The 22,671-nt window shown below is 69.6% G+C and carries 21 protein-coding genes; 12 read left to right on the plus strand and 9 right to left on the minus strand.

What is annotated here, in order from left to right:
• Nucleotides 1–949 precede the first annotated feature (949 nt).
• Complete coding sequence (locus tag ACWDR4_RS46860) at nucleotides 950–1,270, plus strand: hypothetical protein (RefSeq protein WP_450417950.1); 321 nt, start codon at nucleotides 950–952, stop codon at nucleotides 1,268–1,270.
• A 77-nt stretch (nucleotides 1,271–1,347) separates the two neighbouring features.
• A complete protein-coding gene (locus ACWDR4_RS46865; RefSeq protein ID WP_450417922.1) occupies nucleotides 1,348–1,851 on the plus strand; it encodes a GNAT family N-acetyltransferase in 504 nt (167 codons plus the stop codon).
• Here the strand turns inward: ACWDR4_RS46865 and ACWDR4_RS46870 are convergent.
• Complete coding sequence (locus ACWDR4_RS46870; RefSeq protein ID WP_450417952.1) at nucleotides 1,846–2,334, minus strand: DinB family protein; 489 nt, start codon at nucleotides 2,332–2,334, stop codon at nucleotides 1,846–1,848. The genes ACWDR4_RS46865 and ACWDR4_RS46870 overlap by 6 nt on opposite strands.
• Before the next feature lie 91 nt (nucleotides 2,335–2,425).
• Here ACWDR4_RS46870 and ACWDR4_RS46875 point away from each other — a divergent pair, with 91 nt between their 5' ends.
• Complete coding sequence (locus ACWDR4_RS46875) at nucleotides 2,426–3,241, plus strand: class I SAM-dependent methyltransferase (RefSeq protein WP_450417924.1); 816 nt, start codon at nucleotides 2,426–2,428, stop codon at nucleotides 3,239–3,241.
• Between the two features lie 521 nt (nucleotides 3,242–3,762).
• Here the strand turns inward: ACWDR4_RS46875 and ACWDR4_RS46880 are convergent.
• Nucleotides 3,763–4,119, minus strand: coding sequence for a DUF192 domain-containing protein (locus ACWDR4_RS46880; protein ID WP_450417926.1), 357 nt, complete (start codon nucleotides 4,117–4,119; stop codon nucleotides 3,763–3,765).
• A gap of 667 nt (nucleotides 4,120–4,786) precedes the next feature.
• Between ACWDR4_RS46880 and ACWDR4_RS46885 the strand changes: the two genes are divergently transcribed.
• From ACWDR4_RS46885 to ACWDR4_RS46900, 4 genes are all read left to right on the plus strand, one after another.
• Nucleotides 4,787–5,563: an isoprenyl transferase gene (locus tag ACWDR4_RS46885; RefSeq protein ID WP_369035061.1), complete on the plus strand. Its 777-nt coding sequence runs from the start codon at nucleotides 4,787–4,789 to the stop codon at nucleotides 5,561–5,563.
• 457 nt (nucleotides 5,564–6,020) lie between these two features.
• Complete coding sequence (locus tag ACWDR4_RS46890; protein ID WP_450417927.1) at nucleotides 6,021–7,346, plus strand: PhoH family protein; 1,326 nt, start codon at nucleotides 6,021–6,023, stop codon at nucleotides 7,344–7,346.
• 404 nt (nucleotides 7,347–7,750) lie between these two features.
• On the plus strand, nucleotides 7,751–8,446 hold the full coding sequence (locus ACWDR4_RS46895) for an aggregation-promoting factor C-terminal-like domain-containing protein (protein ID WP_450417928.1): 696 nt from the start codon (nucleotides 7,751–7,753) through the stop codon (nucleotides 8,444–8,446).
• A gap of 131 nt (nucleotides 8,447–8,577) precedes the next feature.
• Entirely contained in the window at nucleotides 8,578–9,969 is a 1,392-nt protein-coding gene (locus tag ACWDR4_RS46900; RefSeq protein ID WP_450417930.1) for an AI-2E family transporter, read from the plus strand.
• Between the two features lie 78 nt (nucleotides 9,970–10,047).
• On the opposite strand, the gene ACWDR4_RS46905 is transcribed toward ACWDR4_RS46900, so the two are convergent.
• Both ACWDR4_RS46905 and ACWDR4_RS46910 read right to left on the minus strand, forming a co-directional pair.
• Entirely contained in the window at nucleotides 10,048–10,986 is a 939-nt protein-coding gene (locus ACWDR4_RS46905; protein WP_450417932.1) for a M56 family metallopeptidase, read from the minus strand.
• A gap of 133 nt (nucleotides 10,987–11,119) precedes the next feature.
• Complete coding sequence (locus ACWDR4_RS46910; RefSeq protein WP_450417933.1) at nucleotides 11,120–11,656, minus strand: alkyl hydroperoxide reductase; 537 nt, start codon at nucleotides 11,654–11,656, stop codon at nucleotides 11,120–11,122.
• Between the two features lie 119 nt (nucleotides 11,657–11,775).
• Here ACWDR4_RS46910 and ACWDR4_RS46915 point away from each other — a divergent pair, with 119 nt between their 5' ends.
• The 4 genes from ACWDR4_RS46915 (at nucleotide 11,776) to ACWDR4_RS46930 (ending at nucleotide 14,870) form a co-directional block, all read left to right on the plus strand.
• Nucleotides 11,776–12,729 carry a hydrogen peroxide-inducible genes activator gene (locus tag ACWDR4_RS46915; RefSeq protein WP_450417935.1) on the plus strand — a complete coding sequence of 318 codons (954 nt, stop codon included), beginning with the start codon at nucleotides 11,776–11,778 and terminating at the stop codon, nucleotides 12,727–12,729.
• Nucleotides 12,730–12,934: 205 nt separating this feature from the next.
• The gene (locus ACWDR4_RS46920) at nucleotides 12,935–14,011 is read left to right on the plus strand and encodes a MarR family transcriptional regulator (RefSeq protein WP_450417936.1); all 1,077 of its coding nucleotides are present in this window, start codon (nucleotides 12,935–12,937) and stop codon (nucleotides 14,009–14,011) included.
• A 23-nt stretch (nucleotides 14,012–14,034) separates the two neighbouring features.
• Complete coding sequence (locus tag ACWDR4_RS46925; protein ID WP_450417937.1) at nucleotides 14,035–14,433, plus strand: roadblock/LC7 domain-containing protein; 399 nt, start codon at nucleotides 14,035–14,037, stop codon at nucleotides 14,431–14,433.
• 8 nt (nucleotides 14,434–14,441) lie between these two features.
• Nucleotides 14,442–14,870: a hypothetical protein gene (locus ACWDR4_RS46930; protein WP_450417939.1), complete on the plus strand. Its 429-nt coding sequence runs from the start codon at nucleotides 14,442–14,444 to the stop codon at nucleotides 14,868–14,870.
• Between the two features lie 59 nt (nucleotides 14,871–14,929).
• On the opposite strand, the gene ACWDR4_RS46935 is transcribed toward ACWDR4_RS46930, so the two are convergent.
• From ACWDR4_RS46935 to ACWDR4_RS46955, 5 genes are all read right to left on the minus strand, one after another.
• The gene (locus ACWDR4_RS46935) at nucleotides 14,930–17,266 is read right to left on the minus strand and encodes an FtsX-like permease family protein (protein WP_450417941.1); all 2,337 of its coding nucleotides are present in this window, start codon (nucleotides 17,264–17,266) and stop codon (nucleotides 14,930–14,932) included.
• Entirely contained in the window at nucleotides 17,263–17,952 is a 690-nt protein-coding gene (locus tag ACWDR4_RS46940) for an ABC transporter ATP-binding protein (protein ID WP_450417943.1), read from the minus strand. Before ACWDR4_RS46940 ends, ACWDR4_RS46935 begins: the two co-directional genes overlap by 4 nt.
• 8 nt (nucleotides 17,953–17,960) lie before the next feature.
• Entirely contained in the window at nucleotides 17,961–18,488 is a 528-nt protein-coding gene (locus tag ACWDR4_RS46945; protein WP_450417944.1) for a PadR family transcriptional regulator, read from the minus strand.
• Between the two features lie 118 nt (nucleotides 18,489–18,606).
• Nucleotides 18,607–18,885 carry a hypothetical protein gene (locus ACWDR4_RS46950; protein WP_450417945.1) on the minus strand — a complete coding sequence of 93 codons (279 nt, stop codon included), beginning with the start codon at nucleotides 18,883–18,885 and terminating at the stop codon, nucleotides 18,607–18,609.
• Nucleotides 18,882–19,817 carry an SPFH domain-containing protein gene (locus ACWDR4_RS46955; RefSeq protein WP_450417947.1) on the minus strand — a complete coding sequence of 312 codons (936 nt, stop codon included), beginning with the start codon at nucleotides 19,815–19,817 and terminating at the stop codon, nucleotides 18,882–18,884. Before ACWDR4_RS46955 ends, ACWDR4_RS46950 begins: the two co-directional genes overlap by 4 nt.
• A 274-nt stretch (nucleotides 19,818–20,091) precedes the next feature.
• Between ACWDR4_RS46955 and ACWDR4_RS46960 the strand changes: the two genes are divergently transcribed.
• The gene (locus ACWDR4_RS46960; RefSeq protein ID WP_450417949.1) at nucleotides 20,092–22,557 is read left to right on the plus strand and encodes a transglycosylase domain-containing protein; all 2,466 of its coding nucleotides are present in this window, start codon (nucleotides 20,092–20,094) and stop codon (nucleotides 22,555–22,557) included.
• Nucleotides 22,558–22,671 lie beyond the last annotated feature (114 nt).

Consider the following 22,671-nt stretch of genomic DNA (forward strand, 5'->3'; position numbering starts at 1 on the left):
AACCCCTCAGCAAGGTTCATCGTCCCAGGTCAGGAAGGCACTTTCGCGTTTCCGCCTCAACAGCCGCCGTACCCAAGCGAAACGGCGAGGTTAGCTGCCTGTATACACGAGGCAGAACGACGAGCTGGGGTCGCCACCTGTGGCCGGGGTCTGGATGATCCGGACCTGTTCAAAAGCTGCCGCCTGTTGTTCCATGAGTGGCTCTGAGCTGCTCGGCGAAGGTGCTTGCGAGGCCTGGGGCGTCTCGTGCGCTGGCAAGGTGCTCTGCCCTGCCTCGGACGCGGTAGGCCCGCTTGTTGTTGGTGCCGGGCGCAACTCGGCCCTGGGGCCCGCACTGTGGTCAATCAAGGAGGCGATGCCGACACCGGCAAGGCCGCCGGTTACCGCAGCGGCAAGGGCAGCAGAAGCCAGTATCGCGATCTGCGTTCGGCTTCCATTTCGCAGCGCGAGATGGCGTCCGGGGCGGACAATGGGGATGTTGTCGAGGGTGTCGCCGTTGTGGAAGCGATCGAGGCTCTCCTCGTCGGGGCGCGGCGGGCGCTGCGGTCTGTTAGTCACGGTCCCCCCAGTGACGTGTGTGCGAGAGGGGAAGTGTCGCGCCCCTGGGCTGCGGCCGCAGAAGAATCAAGGGACCAGCACCGGATAGACGAATGTCGTGATGCGGGCCTCGGGAAGTCCTCACCCTTTCGGGGTACAACAGACCACACACGCCACACAATGACTTCACGGCCGTTCGGGTGTTCCCATTGGGCTCATCTCCATCTCCCCCTGAGTGGTACGGGAACGGATTGAGTGAGGTGAGGAACCCGTGCGGAAAGTCGTACTCCTGCGGTACGAGCGGTTCGGCAGCGCTGAGCCGTCATGAGGACCGGGCTCGGCGCGACCTCAGTTGGCTAAAGTCACCCGCATGTCCCTACGTCTCCGTATGCGTCAAGCCCTGCCCGGAGCCATGCGTGCCCGGGACAAGGTCGCGGTGAGCGCTCTGCGGGCAACGCTCGGTGCGCTGGACAACGCCGAGGCCGTGCCCGTCGGTGAGGCCGAGCTTCGGGGCGTGGCCCTTGAACAGGCGCCGGTTGGTGCCGGTGCCACCGAGGCGGTGCGGCAGGAGCTGAGCGAGAGCAGGGTGGAGGGCGTCGTACGTGCCGAGGTTGCCGAGCGGCTCGAAGCCGCGGCCCAGCTGACCTCGCCCGCGCACGCCGACCGGGCCGCGCAGCTCCGCGCCGAGGCCGCCGTGCTGCTTCGCTTCCTCGACGAGCCCAGCCCTGAATAAGGAGCAGCGCCGCATCCCTCCATCGGGGCCCGCCCGTCTCCCCTGCGTTGTCAGTGGCCCCTGCCAGACTCCCCACCATGACGACCGACATCGACGTACAACTCCGCGACGTCACCGAAGCCGACCTGGAGTTTCTTCTCGCCTACGAGCACGACCCCGAAGCCGTCCGGCGGTCGCAGTTCACGCCCCGGCCGCGGGACGCCTTCATGGCGCACTGGAAGTCGAAGATCCTCGGCGACAGCACCGTGTTCGTGCAGACGGTCACCGTGGACGGCGAGCCCGCCGGCAGCATCGTCGCCTGGTGGGACAGCGATCCGGACCTCGGTGAGCGGCGCTTCATCGGGTACTGGCTCGGGCGGCCGTACTGGGGGAGAGGCGTTGGGAGCGTCGCCCTTGGGCTGTTCCTGCTGCGTGAGAACAACCGGCCGCTCTACGCCGATCCCTTCGGAGACAACACCGCCTCGGTCCGGCTCCTCGAAAAGCACGGCTTCCGTCGCACCGGTACCGTCCGTTACGGCGACAACGAACACATCCTGCTCGTCCTCAACGTCCAGGATGTCCAGGACTCCGGGACGTCATGACGGTTCGTACGCCCCCGTCGCCCCGTCGATCAGCTCCCGCACGATGTCCATGTGCCCCGCGTGCCGCGCCGTCTCCGCCGTCATGCGGACCAGGACCCAGCGCAGCGAGCACTCGTAGTCCCGCCAGGCCGGCTTGCCCAGGGTGTCCAGGGGGAGTTCCGTCAGTACGCGGTCGGCGGCGGCGCGGGCTCGGGCGTAGAAGTCGGTGATCTGGGCCGTGGTTTCGTTCGGGCCGGCGCTCATGTCCTCCCCGGCGTACGGGTCGAACCAGAAAGGTTCCGTCTCCCTCCCGAACGTCTCCACGAACCAGCCGTACTCGACCGACGCCAGATGCTTCACCAGCCCCAGCAGGCTCGTGCCCGACGGTGTCATCGGTCTGCGGACCTGCTCCTCGTCCAGGCCCTCCAGCTTCCACAGCACCGCGTCCCGCTCCTGGTCGAGCTTCGCGCGCAGTGTCGTCGTCTCGTCATCGGCGTACAGCATCTCCTGGGCCACCCCTGCTTCCGTTCCCGCTTCCGTCCTTGCGGCGGAAATTATCAGCGGGCACCGACAACCGGCTGCGAACATCGCCCCCATGGCCACGCCCGAGCCCACCCCCATACACGCGTCCACTCCCACCCCCGCCCCCATCCCCACCTTCGAACAACTCCTCGCCGAAGGCGCCTCCGTCCCCACCGACGGATGGGACTTCTCCTGGTTCGAGGGCCGGGCCACCGAGGCGCGGCCCTCCTGGGGGTACGCCCGGACCATGGGGGAGCGGCTGGCCCAGGCGTCCGCCGCGCTCGATCTGCACACCGGTGGTGGTGAGGTGCTGAACACCGCCCCGAAGCTGCCCCCGCTCACCGTCGCCACCGAGGGCTGGCCGCCGAACGTCGCCAGGGCCACCGCCCTGCTCCACCCGCGCGGTGCCGCGGTCGTCGCCGTACCGGACGACGCGCCGCTGCCCTTCGCCGACGGCGCCTTCGACCTGGTCGTGAGCCGGCACCCGGTGTCCCCGCCCTGGGCCGAGATCGCCCGCGTCCTGCGACCCGGCGGTACGTACTTCGCCCAGCACGTCGGGCCGTCCAGCGCGTACGAACTCGTCGAGCACTTCCTGGGATCGCAGCCGGACGAGCGGCGCAACGCCCGCCACCCCGACCGCGAGCGCGTCGACGCGGAAGCCGCCGGGCTGGAGATCGTCGAACTGCGGGCCGAGCGGCTGCGGATGGAGTTCCACGACATCGCGGCCGTCGTGCACTTCCTGCGCAAGGTGATCTGGATGGTTCCCGGGTTCGCTGTCGACGCCTACCGGCCCCAACTCCGGGTCCTGCACGAGCGGATCGAGGCCGAGGGGTCGTTCGTGGCGTACAGCAGCCGCCATCTCTTCGACGCCCGCAAGCCGTCCGGCTGACCCGGCCCGTACGCCTCCCACGGTGGCCGAGTCGCCCACGACCTACCGGACGACCTGGTTCCGCCGCCCCTCCCGCGCCCACTCGCCGTAGAAGCAGAACTGGCGAGTAACCGCCGCCCGAGCCGCCGAGAGTCGCTACAGGCCGCCGTGAGCCGCCTTGCTCCGGGCGATCCTTCCGCTCCCCACCCTCCGAAAATGCGCAGAAATCATGACATCTCGGGTCTTACTATCCGCAAACATCCAGATATCGTTCACCCTCGTCCGAATATTGGCGAAATCTCAGCGAAGCGGATGTGGCCCCACTCGCCGCCTGAGGGACATGTGTACGTATGCCCGAAAAGGCTTCACGAGGTTTCCACATCGTTATCGCGGAGGTTCGCGAGCAGGGGTCGGCGTCGCGTAAATTTAGGCAAAGGTAATTCGCGTGAGCAAAGTGGCGCGGGTGGTACCGCGCAGAGGAGGGGCCTGCGCGGTGCCTTGCCCACCCCTCTCGCGCCCGTGAGCATGCGTCCCGCTCCTGCTCAGCCGTCCTCCGGCGCCGAGTCGTCGGCCCGGATCGTGAGCCGTACGCCCCGGCGCACCCCCCACCGCTCCAGCGCCCCGGCCTCCGCCTCCAGGACCGACCGCGCCCAGGGGTGGGGAAGTCCAACTCGCCCCGGACGCATGGTTCTTACCGCCCGGACCCGCGCCTTTCCGTCCAGATAGGCGACGTCGATCGCGAACCGCATCCCGAACGTGTGCACCGAACTCGCGGGCGTCAGCAGCAACGCGCCCTCGATTCCGTCCCGGCCCAGCAGCCCGCGCCGGCGGGCCCGGCCCGACTCGGCAAGCTCCAGCGGAACCGGCTCAGGTGTCTCCGTAGTGGTGAACGTGGCCATGGCTGCGAAGTTAGCGACGGCGTCAAGCGGGCGTTCGCGACAGGGTCGCCCTTGGGAGGGACGCCGGGCCCGGAGCCCCTCCGTGACACGTCCCGTGCCCGAATGGCCCTGGAGTGGGACGCGGATGTTCGCAAGGGGGGTGAAACCCGCCGGATCCCTGTGGATCTCCCCAGATCCCGGGTTTTTTCCTGGGATTCAGCTGTTTTCCGGCCATGATCCCACCATGAAAACGGGCTCCGGAGGTCATCCACGCGTCGCCGGGCGACTTCGGAGAGTAGTTGTTCCGCGCCGATGTACGCGGCATCACTCACGAAGGGTTATGGTGGAAGCCCCCCCTCGGGCCGGTCCGTCTCCCCCCCCACGGACCGGCCCGTTTTTTGTGCCCGGCCGGAGCAGCCGGATACCGACGCTCCCCTCTTGCGCGGATCGCGCGGACGGCGGACATCCACCCGCCATCGCGCGGATCACCCGGACACCGACCCGCCCAGTCCCCTCCCCGGGGGCCGCACGGGGCCCGTTCCCCCGGGCGCAAGACCCCCCGCCCCGCAGCGGTACGCTTCCCTTCCGGGGATCGCCACCCCCGAGGACCACCAAACGGGCAGGGATCGCGCCAGGGGAATGCGCCCGGCCGCGCCTGTCCGATCCGTACGGAGGGGCTGACAAACACGTGAACCTGCGCGACAACCTGCGCCGGCTGCTGGTCAGGGTCTACACACGCAGGGTGGAAGGCCACCTCGACCACGACCAGGTGCCCAAGCACATCGGCGTCATCGTGGACGGCAACCGGCGCTGGGCGAAGGCCGCGGGCTCCACCACCGCCCAGGGGCACAAGGCCGGCGCCGACAAGATCGAGGAGTTCCTCGGCTGGTGCTCCGAGACCGACGTCGAGGTCGTCACCCTCTGGCTGCTCTCCACGGACAACCTCACCCGTCCGCCGGAGGAACTGGCACCGCTGCTCGGGATCATCGAGGACGTCGTGACCTCCCTCGCCGCCGACGGCCGCTGGCGCGTCCACCACGTCGGCAACCCCGATCTGCTCCCGGGTCAGCTGCAGACCCAGCTCAAGGAGGCCGAGGAGGCCACTGCCCATGTGACGGGCGGAATACTCGTCAACGTCGCCATCGCGTACGGGGGCCGGCAGGAGATCGCCGACGCCGTGCGCTCGATGATGCTCGACGCCCACGACAAGGGCACCTCGCTGGAGGAACTCGCCGAGAACGTCGACACCGACCTGATCGGCAAGCACCTCTACACCAGCGACCAGCCCGACCCCGACCTCGTCATCCGTACGAGCGGCGAGCAGCGGCTGTCCGGGTTCATGCTCTGGCAGACCGCCCATTCGGAGTACTACTTCTGCGAGGTCTTCTGGCCGGCCTTCCGCAAGGTCGACTTCCTGCGCGCCCTGCGCGACTACGCGGCCCGTCACCGGCGTTACGGCAGCTGAGCGAAGCGCTCCGCAGGGCAGGCGGTTCGTCTGCCGCGGGCCGGTGGGGGCTGGTCGCGCAGTTCCCCGCGCCCCTGAGGGGCGCGGTTCCGCGCCCTACCTCTTACAGGGTGCACGTCAATCCCGTACCGGCCCGTAATGTCCCGATGAGGTGAAAGTCACCCCCCTTGGGGCGGAAGTAACAAGGAGTTCACCAGCGCGCCGCCATTTGCCGTGGCATGGCCGCGCATGTTCGAGGGCATAAGCCAAGCAGGTCGACACCCGAACCACGGGTGTCGTATCTCAGCGGACGGCACGGGGCCGTCCGCCCGGGAGGCCCTTTGCACCAGCCCGACCGTGTGGTCACAGCACGGGCGAACAGGCGGAGGGCCGGTTCTCGGCCCGCGCACAGCGGCCGTCGACCGGTCCAGATCTCCTTCGTCGCTCCCCGACCTCATCCGAGGGGGTACGTCCTTCCGTGGTGACCAGCACAAAGCGCCGTATGCCAGACCGGCGCACCTATGTTCTCGACACCAGCGTCCTGCTGGCCGATCCAGGCGCCCTGAACCGCTTCGACGAGCACGAAGTCGTGCTGCCGATCGTCGTGGTGACGGAACTGGAGGCCAAACGGCACCATCCCGAACTCGGGTACTTCGCCAGGCAGGCCCTGCGCATGCTCGACGAGTTCCGCGTCCGGTTCGGTCGACTCGACGCCCCGATTCCGATCGGGGAACTGGGTGGGACCGTCCGTGTCGAGCTCAACCACTCGGACCCCAGCGTGCTGCCAAGCGGCTATCGCCTGGGGGACAACGACTCCCGCATCCTCGCGGTCGCCCGCAATCTGCAGGCCGAGGGGTACGACGTCACCGTCGTGTCGAAGGACCTGCCGCTCAGGATCAAGGCCTCGTCCGTCGGGCTCCTCGCCGAGGAGTACCGCGCGGAGCTGGCCATCACGGGCTCGTCCGGCTGGACCGGAATGTCCGAACTGACCCTGGCCGGCGAGCAGGTGGACCTCCTCTTCGAGGAAGGTCACGCCTACGTCCCCGAGGCGGCCGAGATGCCGGTGCACACCGGTCTCACGATCCAGTCGGAGCGCGGCAAGGCCCTGGGGCGCGTCACGGCCGAGGGCAACGTCCGCCTCGTACGAGGGGATCGCGAGGTCTTCGGTATCAAGGGGAGGAGTGCGGAGCAGCGGATCGCGCTCGACATCCTGCTCGATCCGGACATCGGGATCGTGTCGATGGGTGGCCGGGCCGGCACCGGCAAGTCGGCGCTCGCACTGTGCGCCGGTCTTGAGGCCGTGCTCGAGCGGCGGCAGCACCAGAAGGTGATGGTCTTCCGGCCGCTGTACGCGGTCGGCGGGCAGGAACTGGGCTATCTGCCGGGCTCCGAGTCCGAGAAGATGGGCCCCTGGGCACAGGCGGTCTTCGACACGCTGTCCGCGGTCACCAGCCGCGAGGTCATCGAGGAGATCACCGCACGCGGCATGCTCGAAGTGCTGCCGCTCACCCACATCCGCGGCCGGTCGCTCCACGACGCGTTCGTGATCGTGGACGAGGCGCAGTCGCTGGAGCGGAACGTCCTGCTCACCGTGCTGTCCCGGATCGGCTCCAACTCACGGGTGGTTCTCACCCATGACGTGGCACAACGGGACAATCTGCGAGTCGGCCGGTACGACGGTGTCGTCGCCGTCGTCGAGAAGCTGAAGGGACACCCGCTCTTCGCGCACGTCACCCTCAATCGGTCCGAACGGTCCCAGATCGCCGCCCTCGTGACCGAAATGCTGGAGGACGGGCACATCTGACCCAAGAATTCCCAAAGTTGGCGCCGTCCGGCAAAGGCGAAGAGCCTAGCCGGGCGGCGCTTCCGCGTCTGCGGCTTTCCTCAAATCACCTGGGGCAAACGAGGTGTGAGCTTTCACACTCAACTCAGAATTGCCACGCGGCGTCCGGGTACGGCTAGAGTCTCACTCCTGTCAGGCCCCGCATACGACACATCTGTGCCCCCAGCGATACGGCACCACAGCAGCATCACAGTCAACTCCATACTCCCCGTCGTATGCCGCCCGTGCACCACGCGGCGCTCCCCGCAAGGGAGTTGCCCACCGGGCCCGCGTCTCCCGTGACCCCGCAGTTGGGAGGCCAGCGTCTTGGGGCAAGATTGCGTCCGCCAGGGTCACCTAAGCGGGCGATGCTGGAAGGAAACCGTGTGAGCCGGATTTCGGTCCGGGGACTGGCAGTGGCTTCGGCCACCGCGGTCACCGCTGTCGGCGCAGTTACAGGTGTGGCCTCGGGCCAGACCGGCACTCCCAACGACGCCGAGGCACTGGTAGGCGACACCACGCTGCTCACGGACATACCCGTGGGTTCCCAGGCCCAGGTGCAGACCGCGTCCCTGACGCAGCAGGCCGATGTCCAGGCCATCGCCGCGGACGTCACCGCCAAGAAGGACGCCGAGGAGTCTGCCCGCAAGCAGGCTGCCAAGGACGCGGTGGCCAAGCAGAAGGCCGCCGAGAAGGCCGAGGCGGAGGCCAAGGCGCGCAAGGAAGCGGAAGAGGCGGCCAGCCGCTCCGCGACCCGCGACGCGTCCAGCTTCCCGCAGCAGGCCTCGTACACGATCGCCGAAGTCCAGGAGATGGCGCGCCAGATCGTCCCGGCCGACCAGTTCCAGTGCTTCAGCAACATCGTGGACCACGAGTCCAGCTGGAACTACCAGGCGGACAACCCCAGCTCCGACGCGTTCGGCCTCATGCAGGCGCTCCCGGGTTCCAAGATGTCCTCGGCAGGCGCCGACTGGGCGACGAACCCGGCCACCCAGATCAAGTGGGGCCTGAGCTACATGAACGACCGCTACGACAGCCCGTGCGGCGCGTGGAACTTCTGGCAGGCCAACAACTACTACTGAGCCGCTGCGCATCTCCAGCGCTCAGTCGTCTCAACCTTTCCGAGCCCCTCACCGTCCTTCGGTGAGGGGCTTTGGCCATGTACGGTCGGACGCGGACCGCAGAGGGAGTGACGGGGGGACGAGGGCGCATCATGTCGCGAGTGCCGCATTGGCTCGGCCGGATCGGTACCCGGCTGACCGAGATGGGTGAGCGGTTGGACCAGCGCCGGGCCGAGGTGGAGAAGGAGAACTCGGACGACGAGCACTCCCCGCCCGGCACTCCGCTCCCACCGGACACCTCGCCGTCCGCGCCGCCCTCCTCACCGGAGCCCGAGGACGGGCACGGGGAGCCTCCGGCCGCACCGGCCGCCTCCACGGCCCCCGTCGCGCTCGCCGTGCGCCCCGAGCCCTCCTCCGTCGTCCCCTGGGGCGTACGGGTCGCTGCCGAGGCGGGCTGGCGGCTGCTGGTCCTCGCGGGGACCCTCTGGGTGCTGATGCGGGTCATCAGCGCCGTCCAACTCGTCGTCTTCGCCTTCGTGGTGGCGCTGCTCATCACCGCGATGCTCCAGCCGACGGTCGCCCGTCTCACCCGGTGGGGCATGCCGCGCGGGATCGCGACGGCGCTCACGGCGATCCTCGGGTTCGTGGTGATGGGGCTGATCGGCTGGTTCGTGACCTGGCAGGTCATCGAGAACACCGACCAGCTCTCCGACCAGGTCCAGGACGGCGTCGACGAACTGCGCAACTGGCTGCTCAACAGCCCCTTCCACGTCACCGACAAGCAGATCAACAAGATCGCCGAGAACCTGCGTGACGCGATCGGCGCCAACACGGACGAGATCACGTCGGCCGGCCTGGAGGGCGTCACGGTCATCGTCGAGGCGCTGACCGGCATACTGCTGGCCGCCTTCTCGACCCTCTTCCTCCTCTACGACGGCAAGCGCATCTGGCAGTGGACGCTGAAGCTGGTCCCGGCGGCGGCCCGGCCCGGTGTCGCCGGCGCGGGCCCGCGAGCCTGGCGCACGCTGACGGCGTACGTACGCGGCACGGTGATAGTGGCTCTGATCGACGCCATCTTCATCGGCCTCGGCATCTACTTCCTGGACGTCCCGATGGCCGTCCCGCTGGCCGTGTTCATCTTCCTGTTCTCCTTCATCCCACTGGTCGGCGCGGTCGCCTCGGGCGCCCTGGCGGTGGTGGTGGCACTGGTGACGCAGGGCGTCTTCACAGCGGTACTGGTCGTCGCGGTGGTACTGGCCGTACAGCAGATCGAGGGCCACGTCCTGCAGCCGTTCATCCTGGGCCGCGCGGTCCGGGTCCACCCACTGGCGGTCGTCCTGTCGGTGGCGGCGGGCGGCATGGTGGCGGGAATCGGAGGCGCGGTGGTCGCCGTCCCCCTGGTAGCGGTGACAAACACGGTCGTCAGCTACCTCCACACGTACTCCCAGGCCCAGACCCACGAATCGGCGGCGCTACGCCAAGCACCAAAGCCACGGGGAGCAACGGCAGTGGGGAGTCCCCCTGAGGGGCCGCAGGCCCCGTAAGGGGCGCGGGGAACTGCGCGACCAGCCACAGCGAACCCGCAGGTTGCACACCACCCAAGCAACCCCCCACCCCAAAGGTCAGTTGAGCACCTTCAGCGCCGGCCCCAGAGCAATCAGCAGCGGAATCAGCGGGGCCAGGGCGGCAGCCAGCAGCGCCGCGGCGCGATACCCCGCATCCAGCCGAGGCGGCGGCGCCAGCAACCGCTCGACCCGATCCCCCAACTGCCCGCGCGTACACGCGCAAGACAGCACCCCCCGATGCCGATTCAGCTCGATCAGCGCGACCGCGGTCGTACGGTGACCACACCGCCGAGAGGCGGTGTCATCCGCGGCCAGCTCGACCAGCCGATGCGTCTGATCCCGGAAGTGCGCGAACACAGGAACGCGCGGGAACCCACTCGCCAGCGCCTGCGACAGATGCAGCAGCCAGTCGTGGCGGGCCCGGGCATGACCGAGTTCATGGGCGAGCACGGCGTCCAGCTCATGGTCGGACAGCCGGCGCAACGCACCCGTGGTGACGACCAGTTGAGGCGTCGGCCCGGGCTGCAGCCAGGCGTCGGGATACTCGTCCTCAAGGACCAGCAGCGGCCCCCGCGCGGCCGGGAACCCGGCGGGCAGATCCGGCGCACGCTCCCGCAGATGCAGCCGCCGCAGCCGACGCCGTCTGCGCGCCTCGGCGAGTTCCCGGGCGAGCATGGCGACCGTCCAGGCCGCCCCGCAGGCCAGCAGCAGCGTCAGGACGGTGAGCCAGAGGGGCGCCGGTCCCAGCCCGTACGCGGCGGTGACGGCGGCCGGCGCCGGTGCGAAGGCATGGGCCCGTACGGTCCCGAAGGCGGCCGTCGCGCCCAGCAGCAGCGCGGCGAGGCAGCACGCCAGCACGGTGGCGACCAGGCACTGCCACACCCACAGCCCCAGCACCGGCTCCCGGTCGGGCCAGCCGGCCCGGGTCAGCACGCGCGGCAGGACAGCGGCGGCCGTCAGGGCGACGGCGGCCATCAGCACCAGGACGATGGTCATTGCGGTGGCTCCCTCAGTCGGAGAAACACGGTCCTCGCGGCCGGTACGACGAAGGCGGCGACGAACGGAGTGAGGGTCCGCCCATTGTCGGACGTACCGCCTGCCGCGTCCAGTCGCCGACGCCGCTCACCCCTCACCGCTCGGCGAGAATCTCCTCCGCGTCCAGCGTCGTGCCGACCGCCTGCACCACCGCCGCGATCCTGAACGCCTCCTGGACCGTCTCCCGGTCGACGCCCGCCCCGCGCAGCACCCGCTCGTGCGCGTCCAGACAGGCGCCGCAGCCGTTGACCGCCGACACCGCCACCGACCACAGCTCGGCGTCGGTCCGCTCGACGCCCGGATCGCCGAGCACGTTCGCGCGCAGACCGGTGCGCAGCCGGCCGTACTCCGGGTCGGAGAGCTGATGGCGGGTGCGGTGGAAGACGTTGTTCATGGCCATGACGGCCGCGGTGGACCGGGCGGCCGTGTACGCCTCGGGCGAGAGCCGTGCCCTGGCCTCCGGCCCCAGCTCGCGCAGCACGCGCGGTGAGCGGGACGCGATCGCGGAGACCAGCAACGTGCCCCACAGCTGCTGCGGGGTGAGCCGGGAGCGGTCGACGACCGAGCCCAGATTGAGGCGCAGGTCCGCCGCGAAGTCCGGCAGGGCGGACTTCAGTTCCGCGATGCCCATACCCACTCACCACCATTGATCAGGCGAATCACTACACTCTTCCGTGTTGATCCGCAAAAACTATCAGTGAACAAATGAAGCAAGTGAACACCAGAAAACTATCGGTCGGGAGTACCGGCATGGCCGCAGCCAAGAACGCCGACGGGCGCCGTCGCCCCAGTCTCGCCCAGCTGCGCGCCTTCGTGGCCGTCGCGGACCATCTGCACTTCCGGGACGCCGCCGCCACGATCGGCATGAGCCAGCCCGCCCTCTCGGGTGCCGTCTCCGCACTGGAGGAGGCCCTCGGCGTCACCCTGGTCGAGCGCACCACCCGCAAGGTGCTGCTGTCGCCCGCCGGTGAGCGGCTCGCCGTACGCGCCAGGGCCGTGCTGGAGGCGGTCGGCGCGCTGATGGAGGAGGCCGAGGCCGTGCGCGCGCCCTTCACCGGGGCGCTGCGGCTCGGGGTGATCCCCACCGTCGCGCCCTATCTCCTGCCCGCCGTCCTGCGTCTCGTCCAGGACCGCTACCCGGCCCTCGACCTCCAGGTCCACGAGGAGCAGACGGCCGGACTCCTCGACGGCCTGACCACCGGCCGACTCGACCTGCTCCTGATCGCCGTCCCGACCGGACTGCCCGGCATCCTCGAACTCCCCCTGTTCGACGAGGACTTCGTGCTCGTCACCCCCCTCGACCACCCCCTCGGCGGGCATACGGACATCCCGCGCGAGGCGTTGCGCGAGCTGGACCTGCTCCTCCTGGACGAGGGGCACTGTCTGCGCGACCAGGCGCTCGACATCTGCCGCGACGCCGGACGCGCCGACGCCCCGGTCACCACCACGGCCGCCGGTCTGTCCACCCTCGTCCAGCTCGTGGCCGGCGGCCTCGGAGTGACGCTGCTGCCGCACACCGCCGTCAAGGTCGAGGCGGGCCGCAGCGACCAGCTCCGCACCGGCCGCTTCGCCGCCCCGGCCCCGACCCGCCGGATCGGCCTCGCGATGCGCGCGGGCGCCGTGCGGGGCGCGGAGTACGAGGAACTGGCGGCGGCCCTGCGGGAGGCGCTGCGGCCGTTGCCCGTGCGGGTGCTGGGCGACTGACCGAAGAGGTGACCGTTCGATCAAATGACCGTCGAACAAAGACCGTTCGACGGCGATTCCGCTGCGATTCGGCGGCGAAGATTTCAACTTCCGTCAGGTAGCGAGACCCCGGTCTGAATATGCGCCCGGACTGATACACATACCCCCTCAGTGCTACGCGTCAGGCGTATGTGCGAAATGCCGATGAGCAAGGCCAAGGGGAGTGATGTCGGTCATCCGCGATTCCGTATCCGCGTACACCCCTGAATCCGAATCGCCGGATTCCCTCGGCCGGATCGGCTACCACCTGCTGCTGAACGCGCTGGCCGAGTGCGGGCGCGAGGAGTTCACCGGGGCGCTGCGCGCGGCCGGCGGTCCCGGCGGGACCTTCCACTTCCGGCGCGGACTCGTCGTCGGCGCCGAGAGCCCGGGCGCGCCCGGCCCCGAGGCCCTGCTGCTGCGCTCCCGCCGGATCAGCGGTGAGGAGTGGGCCGAGCTGGTGCGCGAGGCCGGGGGAGCGCGCTGGCCGGGCGCGGAACTGATCAGGCACGGGTACGCGGGCGCCGCCCAGCTGCGGGTCGTCTGCATGATGGCGTTACGGGACGCCGTCTTCGCGGTCGTCGCCGGCCGGGTGGACGCCTGCGAACGCGACCCCGGGGCCGAGGCGCCGGCCCCCGTCCCGGTGGGCGAGGGACCGGTCCGGCTGCTCCAGGACGCCAACCGCAAACTGGCCGCCCTCGCCGCCCTGTCCCACCCGGTACGCCCCAACCGCGAGCGCCCGCGCCCGGGTTCGGCGCCGGCAGCCGTGGACGAGGGGCGACTCACCCCCGTACAGCGGGAGTTGCTCGCCGAGGCGGACGGCCGGCGCACCGCCCGTGACCTCGCGTTCCGCACGGGCCGGGGGGTGTACACGGTGACGGTCGAGGTGGCGCGGATGCTCGGGGCCGGGCTTCTGGAGTGCGCCGAGGAGGCCGCGCCCCTCCCGGTCGTACGGATGCCGGCGGAGGGCCTGCGGCAGCGCAGGCCGCCCCCGTCGGCACCTCCTCCGCCGCCGCCTCCGCCTCCGCCTCCGCCGCCCCTGCCACCCCCGTACGTCGACCCGGCCGTCGTCACCGCGCTGGCCGCCGTCCTGGCCTCCGACGCGCAACCGGTACCGCAGCCGCCACCGCAGGGTCCCGCTCCCACACTGCCCCGCCGTGATCCCGGCGCCAGTGGCATCACCGAATCTCTCGCCCCGGAAAAGCGCGGGACGAGCTGGAAAGGGTTCTTCCGCATACGGAACGGAACTCATGGAAATTCATAGAAGCCCATAGGGGAGTTGAGTGCATGGACCACAAAGCGCTGGCCATGGAAATGCGCGACCTGCGCGAACAAGTAGACGGGATAACCGATACGGCGGTCGCCGCCACCGACGGACTGCTCATCGCGGCGGACACCGCCGAGTCGATCGACCCCGAGGGCCTCGCCGCCCTCGCCGCCGCCGGACTCGGCCTCGCCCGCCGGGCCGCCGAGGCGACCGGCCGGGGCACCCTGCGCCAGACGGTCACCTACGGCAGCCAGGGCTGCGCCGCCTTCTACGCCGTCGGGGACACCGCGCTGATGGTCGTACTCGGCGACGAGGGCGTGGACCTCGACCGGCTGCACCGGGCGACCCAGCCGGCGCTGCGGCGCATCGGGTCGATCCTCACCGCGACGGACTCCTCCGTGGCGACCGAAGGAGTGTGAAGGAAAGGATGGCGACGAAACGCATGACCACAGGTTTCTCCGACCAGGTCATGAGCCTGGTCAAGGCGCTCCGTACCGATGCCCCCGAGTGTGTCGCCTCGGGCGTGGTCGACATGTCCACCGGGATGCTGCTCTCGTACGAGACGGTCGACAACCATCCGCCCGAGGTGCTCGACCTGCTGGCGGGCGCGACCCTCGACCTGTTCCAGGGCCGTACGGTCGTGATGATCGAGGACGTGTTCAAGGAACGGCGGGGCACCCAGAGCGACATCCACTTCTTCCAGGAGATCCTCGTCAACAGCGAGAACCTCACCCACCTGTTCGTGCGGCTGAACGAGCAGCAGGACGTCGTCGCCGTGGTCGTCTGCCGCAAGGCGGTCAACGTCGGGATGCTCTTCGCCCAGGTACGGCGGGTGGTCAAGGAGTACAGCCTCTGAGCGGAACGCCGACGGGCCCCTCGGGGGGAGGGGCCCGTCGGCCGGCGTACGCGGAAGGGTCACTCCGTGCGCAGGCCCTCCGGACGCATCAGCCGCAGCAGCGGAGGCAGGCTCAGCAGCGTCACCAGGAGCACAACCCCGGCGCCGATCCCGGTCATCGCCAGTACGGCGGACCAGTCGACGTGGACGGACGTGTTCGTCATCTTCAGCAGGACCACGCCCAGGGTCAGCCCCACCACCGACGACAGCACCAGCCCCAGCCCGATCGGGATCGCCGTCTGCCACAGCACCGACAGACTCAGGGTGCGCCGCCGGGTGCCGAAGGCGACCAGGGACGACAGCAGCTTCCTGCGCTCGCGGAGCTGCTCCAGCTGGGAGACCAGCAGGCTGATGCCGATCAGCAGCAGGACACAGGTGGCGCCGACGAACAGGCCGGTGCGGATCGAGTCGAACCGCTCGGAGCGGTTGGACGACGTCCAGGTCATGGGCTCGTTGAGCCGGTCGAACCGGGCCGTCGTGTTCCGGACCAGGTCGCGGGCGTCCGCCACCTTGGGGTCGAGGCTGATCAGGATCGTCCCGGCGGCCTGTGCCACGACCTCCTCGGGCAGGGCGCCCGGCGTGGCGAGGATGCCGCTGCGCATGACTCCGGTGGGGTCCTCGATCGAGTCGGCCCGCTGGATGTCCGCCGGTACCGTCCAGGTGATCGCGGGGCGTTCGGTCCGGGTGTGGGCCGGGCTGACGTACAACGTGCGGCCGGGCTTGACCAGTTGGGGGGTGTCCGTGTCGTACCCGTCGTTGCCGCCCCGCAGAGCGAAGGAGTCGCCGTCGCGGCACGAGGGGAGGTTGCCCACGGCTCGCAGCGCCGTGCAGTCCCCGATGGTCAGCTCCAGGTACTCCTCCGGGTCCTTGGCCTTCTCGCCGACCGAACCGCGCGACAGCACGGTGACCTTCCGGACCCCCTCGGTCTCGGCGAGCTGCCGGCCCGCCGACACGAGCGACACGGTGTCCGGCGGGTCGACCTGCATCTGGGCCTGCGAGAGGTCCTGGTCCGACGGGGTGATGTAGCCGCCGGAGACCCCCGAGAAGAACATCTGCAGCGCGATCGCCCCGGCCACCGCCACCGCGATGCCGCTGACCGTGCGGGCGGCCGTACCGCTGCTCAACTGGAGCCGCCGGACGGCCAGTTGCCAGGAGAGCCCGCCGGAGCCGAGCCGGGCGACGGTCGCCTCGATGACCCAGGGCAGGAGCGCGGTCACCCCGATGAGCAGCAGCGTGACACCGGTGATGACAAGGACGTCGTTGAACTGGCCGGCGTCGTTGCCCTGCCCGATCATGGGGGAGAGCGCCGCGATCCCGCCGAGCGGCAGCAGCAGCCGCCACCACAGCCGGCGTCGCGGCGGACGGGCCGTGCGCACCACGCCCAGCGGCTCGATCACCACACCGCGCAGCGCGAGCAGGGTGACCAGCACCGCGGCCACCGGCACGGCGATCCCGACCAGGACGGCCAGCGCGGGTGACGGGTTCAGATCGCCGGGGAACACGCTCACGTCGAGGAGTTCGACGGAGCCCGCGGCCTGCCGGCCGATCAGGAAGAAGACGGCGCCGAGGACGAGCCCGACGGCGGCGCCCGCGAAGGCCTCGCCTGCCGCGATCCGCCGGGTCATCCCGCCGTCGGCCCCGACCAGCCGCAGTGCGGCCAGCCGCCGGTCGCGCCGCTCACCGCCGAACCGTACGGCCGTGGCGATGAAGACACCGACCGGCATCAGCAGCACCACGAAGACGACGAGGGTGAGCAGGAGCAGGATGGGGTCCATCCCCTCGGACGTCGGATTCGGATCCCCGAACCGGTCGATCCGTGTCACCGCACCGTTGTCGAGGTGCTTCGCGAGGTCGTCGGCGCCCCGGTAGAAGGAGAGTTCGGCCGGTCCGACGAGCCCGGGATCGCCGATCGTGCCGACGATCCGCTCCGGGAGCCGTTCCCGCAGCAGCTCGCCCTCGCCGGACTTCAGCAGCCGTTCGAGAGCGGGGGAGACGATCATCTCCCCGACCGCCGGGAACTTGTCGACACCTGGCGGCAGGGGCGCCCGCACTCCCTCGGGGTCCAGTTCCCGCCCGCGGATGTCGTCCGCGCGGAAGGTCGTGTCGACCATCGCGACGACCAGCGTGTTGTCGGCCTTCGGCATCTGCGTGTCGACGTACATGACGTTCGTACGGTCGCTCGCGCGCTCGCCCCGGTTCGCCAGGGCGCTCGGGATGGCGGTCGTCAGCAGCAGCAGTGCCACCCCGAGCCCGACCCCGACGGCCGTCAGCAGGACCCGCATCCACCCCTCACGCCCGCCCGAGAAGGCGAACCGAACCCCCATGCCCAGGTCCGTCGTCCACTGGCGCACGCTCATACGACGCGCTCCATGTCCCGCGACTTCCCGTCCCGTACGACGATCTCGCGGTCCGAGTAGGCGGCCACCCGTGCCTCGTGCGTGACGAGCACGACGGCGGCGTTGGTCGACCGGGCGGCCTCGGTCAGCAGCTCCATGACGCGCTCCCCGTTGAGCGAGTCGAGGGCGCCGGTCGGCTCGTCCGCGAACAGCACCCGGGGACTGGTGACCAGCGCCCGCGCGACCGCGACCCGCTGCCCCTGCCCGCCGGACACCTCGCCGGGCCGCTTGCCCTTGAGGTCGTCGACCTCCAGCCGCTCCATCCAGGACAGCGCGGTCCGCTCGGCCTCCTTGCGGGAGGTCCCGTTGAGACGGAGGGGAAGCGCCACATTCTCGACACACGTCAGTTCGGGAACGAGCTGCCCGAACTGGAACACGAACCCGAACTCGGAGCGCCGCAGCTGACTGCGCCGGGCGTCGCTCATCCCGGCCAGTTCACGCCCGTCGTACGTGATGGAGCCGGAGTCGGGCGGCACGATCCCGGCGAGACAGTGCAGCAGGGTCGACTTGCCGGACCCGGACGGGCCCATCACGGCGACGACCTCACCGGGGTGGATCGAGAACTCGGCGCCGTCGAGCGCGTTGGTCGGACCGTAGGCCTTGCGCAGTTCGCTCGCGGCAAGCAGGGAACCGGGAGGGGCGGTCATCGGAGCAGTCATCGTGCCGTCACCGCCAGAGCGAGCTTGTCGAGACGCGCGGCGGTCAGTTCCAGCCAGCGCAGATCGGCTTCGAGATGGAACAGGGCGTGGTCGCAGACGAGCTGGTCGGCGAGGTCGCCCTTGCGCTTGCGCTCGGTCAGGATGCGCATCATCCGCAGATGCTCCGAGCGCTGCGAGTCGAGGATGTCACCGGCGCTCCGGTGCGTGAGCAGGGCGAGGACGACCTTGGTGTAGAGGACCGACTGCAGATACGGCTCGGGCTTCTCCGGCGTCGCGAGCCACCGCTGTACGTCGGTGATCCCGGCGTCGGTGATCGCGTACCGCTTGCGCTCGGGCCCGTCGCCCGCCTCGATTCCGTCGACCTCGACGAGCCCGTTCTTCAGCAGCCGGGACATCGTCGAGTAGACCTGCCCGTAGTGCAGCGGGCGATCGTGACCGAACTTCTCGTCGAAGGCCCGCTTCAGGTCGTAACCGTGCCGGGGGCCGGACTCCAGGAGTCCTAGAAGGGTGTGACCGATGGACATGGCGAGGACTATACACAGCGGGTATACGTCGTGTGTATACCCACTGTGTATAGATCTTGGGCTGATCTATCCAGCCCCTTGGGGGTCCCCCTCTGGGGGAGATCGAGGATGAGGCCGTTCAGGCCGACGGGGGTCTGGGGGCGGAGCCCCCAGGGGGACGGCCGCGCCGAGGGATGGGCCCCGCTTCCCCCGGCAACCGGCCCGCCTCCGCCAACGCCCGCCGCAACACGAACTCGATCTGCGCGTTGGCCGAGCGCAGCTCATCCCCCGCCCAGCGGGCCAGCGCCTCGTACACGGCGGGGTCCAGCCGCAACAGCACCTGCTTGCGCTGCTGCTGCGGCCGACGCACGGCACGCTCGGGTTCGTCGGCCGCCGAACCCCCGGAGGGAACGCTCACTGGTAGAGGGACCCCGTGTTCAGGACGGGCTGCACCGCGCGGTCACCGCACAGCACCACCATCAGGTTCGACACCATCGCCGCCTTCCGTTCGGAGTCCAGCTCCACGATGTCCTGCTCGGTGATCCGGGCGAGCGCGGCCTCGACCATGCCCACCGCGCCGTCCACGATCTGCCGCCGCGCCGCGACGACCGCCCCCGCCTGCTGCCGCTGGAGCATCGCCGAGGCGATCTCGGGAGCGTACGCGAGGTGGGTGAAGCGGGACTCGATGATGTGGACGCCGGCCGCCGCCACGCGCGCGTGCAGCTCGACGGCCAGCTTCTCGGTGATTTCCTCGGCGTTGCCGCGCAGCGAGAGCCCGTCCTCGTCATGGGCGTCGTACGGGTACTCGATGGCGATGTGCCGGACGGCCGCCTCGGTCTGGGTGGCGACGAACTCCAGGAAGTCGTCGACCTCGAAGCTGGCCTGGGCGGTGTCCTTGACCTTCCAGACGACCACGGCGGCGAGTTCGATCGGGTTGCCGTAGGCGTCGTTCACCTTGAGGACGGCGGTCTCGTGGTTGCGTACCCGGGTCGAGATCTTGGAGCGCGAGGTGAGCGGGTTCACCCAGCGCAGCCCGTCCTCGCGGATCGTCCCCCGGTACCGGCCGAAGAGCTGGACGACCCGGGCCTCGCCCGGCGCCACCATGTTCAGCCCGCACATGGCGATGAAGGCCGAGAGGCTGATGAGGATGCCCGGGACGATCAGGGCCGCCTTGGCTCCGCCCCCGGTCACCGCTGTCGCGCCGACAATCAGGCCGACGCCGAGTGCGAGTCCGAGCAGCCCCAGCAGCAGGGCAAGTCCGCCGCCGATGCTGTGGGCCTGGAACTCCCGGACCTGGGGGTCGGGCATGTCGGGCAGATCGGTCGGCGGTGTGGAGTCGTGCGTGGTCATGGGTGGTGCCCCCGTTTCTCGGCTGTCGTGGCCGGAGCCTAGCAAGTTTCTAGCAAAGTGATATCACTTTAGCCTGCTCGGCAACCTTCCGCACCCCCTGGTAGTCGCTTCCAGTGGGGCTGGTGCTGATTGTCACGTCCGTAAAACACAGGATCGGAATCTCGTCGTCTTGTCTGACGGTGTTAGTTTTCGGAGCTGACCTGTGCCACGAACCTGTGTGACGTACGCGGACGTACGAGACGGAACACAAGAAGGAAGCGGAGCGAAGCGACTCATGGGACGAGCGGAAGAGAGACGAGCGCGGCAGCATCGCGGTGGCCGCCGCGCGGCGCCCAAGCGCTCGACCAGAGATACGGCGACCGAGAGCGGAACCGAGACCGGGCCCGGGACCGGGGCCGAGAGCGCGACCGGCACGGCTGCCGGGACCACGACCGCGACCGCCACCGTGACCGAGCCCATGGGCAGGGCCGCGAGCAGAGCGGCGGCCCGCGGCAAGGGTGGCAAGGCGGGCAAGGGCGGTAAGAAGGACGGTAAGAGTTTTCTGCGCCGGCTCTTCACCTGGAAGAAGATCCTCGGCACGTTCTTCGCCTGCGCCCTGCTCGGCATGGGTGCCTTCCTCGTGCTGTACACGATGATCGACGTGCCCGCGGGCAACGCCGCCGCGGAGAAGCAGAGCAACGTCTACAAGTACAGCGACGGCACCGTCCTCGCCCGTACCGGCACGGTAAACCGCGAGATCGTGGACCTGGCCGAGGTGCCCAAGAAGGTCCAGCTGACCTTCGTCGCCGCCGAGAACAAGTCCTTCTACAAGGACGCCGGCGTCGACTTCAAGGGCACCGCCCGAGGTCTGTTCAACACGCTGTCCGGCAAGGGCAAGCAGGGTGGTTCGACGATCACCCAGCAGTACGTCAAGAACTACTACCTGGACCAGGACCAGACCATCACGCGCAAGCTGAAGGAACTGGTCATCTCGCTGAAGGTGGACCGCAGCAGGTCCAAGGACTACATCCTCGCCGGCTACATCAACACCAACTACTACGGCCGTGACTCCTACGGCATCCAGGCCGCCGCGCAGGCCTACTACCGCGTCGACGCCAAGAAGCTCAGCGTCGAGCAGGGCGCGTACCTCGCCGCGCTGCTCCAGGCGCCGAGCCAGTACGACTGGGCGGTCGCGTCCCCGACCAGCAAGAAGCTGGTGACCGCCCGCTGGAACTACGTACTCGACAACATGGTCGAGGAGGGCTGGCTCGACAAGACCGAGCGCGACGCCATGAAGTTCCCGGTGCCGAAGGACCCGAAGGGTGCCCCCGGTCTGGAGGGCCAGACCGGGTATCTCGTCGACGCCGCCAAGAACGCGCTGGCCAAGCAGCTGGTCGCGCAGGGCACGGCGGACGACACCAGCGACGCGAACGCGCTGGTCGACGCGGGCGGTTGGACGGTCACCCTCAACATCGACCGGAAGAAGCAGACTGCGCTGGAGGGCGCCGTCAAGAGCCAGCTCACCAGCAAGCTCGACGCGAAGAAGCGCAAGGTCGACGGCAACGTCCAGGCCGGGGCCGCGTCCGTCGACCCGAAGACCGGGCGGGTGCTCGCGCTGTACGGCGGCACCGACTACTTCAAGCACTACATCAGCAACGCGACCCGGCGTGACTACCAGCCCGCGTCCACCTTCAAGCCGATCATCCTCGCGGCTGCCATGGAGGAGAAGGCGCGGACGCAGGACGGCGATCTGATCGACCCGGACACCATCTACGACGGCACGAGCGGCCGGCAGGTCGTGTCCGACGGCAAGAAGGTCGGCTTCGCCCCGCCGAACGAGGACGACGACGACTACGGCGACGTCACCGTCCAGGAGGCCATGAACAAGTCGATCAACTCGGTGTTCGCGCAGATGGGCGTCGACGTCGGGATGACCGAGGTCATGAAGATCGCCGACGAACTCGGCCTGGACACCGAGGGGTTGCAGGCGGTGCCCGCGCAGACCCTCGGCACGATGGGCGCGAGCCCGCTGGAGATGGCCGGCGTCTACGCCACCCTCGACAACCACGGCCGCAAGGTCACCCCGGCCGTCGTGAAGTCGGCCGAACACAAGGACAGCACGGTCGAGTTCCCCTCCCCGCTGGGCGAGCAGATCATCACCCGCGAGGCCGCCGACGCGGTCACGTCGGTGCTGACGGGCGTGGTCGACGACGGTACGGCCCGGGTCTCGGTGGCCCAGGCGAAGAACCGCAAGGGCCAGCAGGTGGCCGGCAAGACGGGTACGTCCGACGAGAACAAGTCGGCCTGGTTCACCGGCTACACGCCCGGTCTGGCCACCTCGGTCGGTCTGTTCGGCGAGGACGCCAAGACCCAGAACCAGGTCACCCTGAAGGGCGCCACGGGTCTCATCGCTGCGAGCGGCGGCCGGATCAACGGCGGTGGCTACCCGGCGAAGATCTGGGCGACGTACACCTTCGGCGCGATGGGCAAGGTGACCAAGTTCGACCTGGACACCACGCTGGGCGCGGGCGTGAAGCCGACGGCGTCACCGACTCCGACCCGGTCGGAGACGCCGACCCCGACGCCGACTCCGACCCGGTCGGAGACGCCGACCCCGACGCCCACGCCGACCCCGACCCCCACGCCGACGCCGACCCCCACGCCGACGCCGACCCCGACGCCGACCCCGACCCCCACGCCGACCCCGACGCCGACGGGCGGGATCACTCTGGATCCCCCTGATCCGGGCGACGACCAGTAGGTGACGAGTAGGTGACCAGCACGTACTGACGGTACGAGAGAGGGGGCTCCCGGTGATCACCGGGAGCCCCCCCACTCCGACACCCGGTAAAAGGGGCAACAAAACACCCGGTCA

It is taken from the genome of Streptomyces sp. NPDC000878, assembly GCF_053599695.1.

Excerpts from the sequence above, each read along its gene's own strand:
- ACWDR4_RS46865 (WP_450417922.1), top strand. The coding sequence starts at position 1,348 with ATGACGACCGACATCGACGTACAACTCCGCGACGTCACCGAAGCCGAC.
- ACWDR4_RS46955 (WP_450417947.1), bottom strand. The coding sequence starts at position 19,817 with ATGACCACGCACGACTCCACACCGCCGACCGATCTGCCCGACATGCCC.
- ACWDR4_RS46930 (WP_450417939.1), top strand. The coding sequence starts at position 14,442 with ATGGCGACGAAACGCATGACCACAGGTTTCTCCGACCAGGTCATGAGC.
- ACWDR4_RS46880 (WP_450417926.1), bottom strand. The coding sequence starts at position 4,119 with ATGGCCACGTTCACCACTACGGAGACACCTGAGCCGGTTCCGCTGGAG.
- ACWDR4_RS46875 (WP_450417924.1), top strand. The coding sequence starts at position 2,426 with ATGGCCACGCCCGAGCCCACCCCCATACACGCGTCCACTCCCACCCCC.
- ACWDR4_RS46940 (WP_450417943.1), bottom strand. The coding sequence starts at position 17,952 with ATGACCGCCCCTCCCGGTTCCCTGCTTGCCGCGAGCGAACTGCGCAAG.
- ACWDR4_RS46915 (WP_450417935.1), top strand. The coding sequence starts at position 11,776 with ATGGCCGCAGCCAAGAACGCCGACGGGCGCCGTCGCCCCAGTCTCGCC.
- ACWDR4_RS46925 (WP_450417937.1), top strand. The coding sequence starts at position 14,035 with ATGGACCACAAAGCGCTGGCCATGGAAATGCGCGACCTGCGCGAACAA.
- ACWDR4_RS46945 (WP_450417944.1), bottom strand. The coding sequence starts at position 18,488 with ATGTCCATCGGTCACACCCTTCTAGGACTCCTGGAGTCCGGCCCCCGG.
- ACWDR4_RS46870 (WP_450417952.1), bottom strand. The coding sequence starts at position 2,334 with ATGCTGTACGCCGATGACGAGACGACGACACTGCGCGCGAAGCTCGAC.
- ACWDR4_RS46935 (WP_450417941.1), bottom strand. The coding sequence starts at position 17,266 with ATGAGCGTGCGCCAGTGGACGACGGACCTGGGCATGGGGGTTCGGTTC.
- ACWDR4_RS46960 (WP_450417949.1), top strand. The coding sequence starts at position 20,092 with ATGGGACGAGCGGAAGAGAGACGAGCGCGGCAGCATCGCGGTGGCCGC.
- ACWDR4_RS46920 (WP_450417936.1), top strand. The coding sequence starts at position 12,935 with ATGTCGGTCATCCGCGATTCCGTATCCGCGTACACCCCTGAATCCGAA.
- ACWDR4_RS46905 (WP_450417932.1), bottom strand. The coding sequence starts at position 10,986 with ATGACCATCGTCCTGGTGCTGATGGCCGCCGTCGCCCTGACGGCCGCC.
- ACWDR4_RS46910 (WP_450417933.1), bottom strand. The coding sequence starts at position 11,656 with ATGGGCATCGCGGAACTGAAGTCCGCCCTGCCGGACTTCGCGGCGGAC.
- ACWDR4_RS46860 (WP_450417950.1), top strand. The coding sequence starts at position 950 with ATGCGTGCCCGGGACAAGGTCGCGGTGAGCGCTCTGCGGGCAACGCTC.
- ACWDR4_RS46900 (WP_450417930.1), top strand. The coding sequence starts at position 8,578 with ATGTCGCGAGTGCCGCATTGGCTCGGCCGGATCGGTACCCGGCTGACC.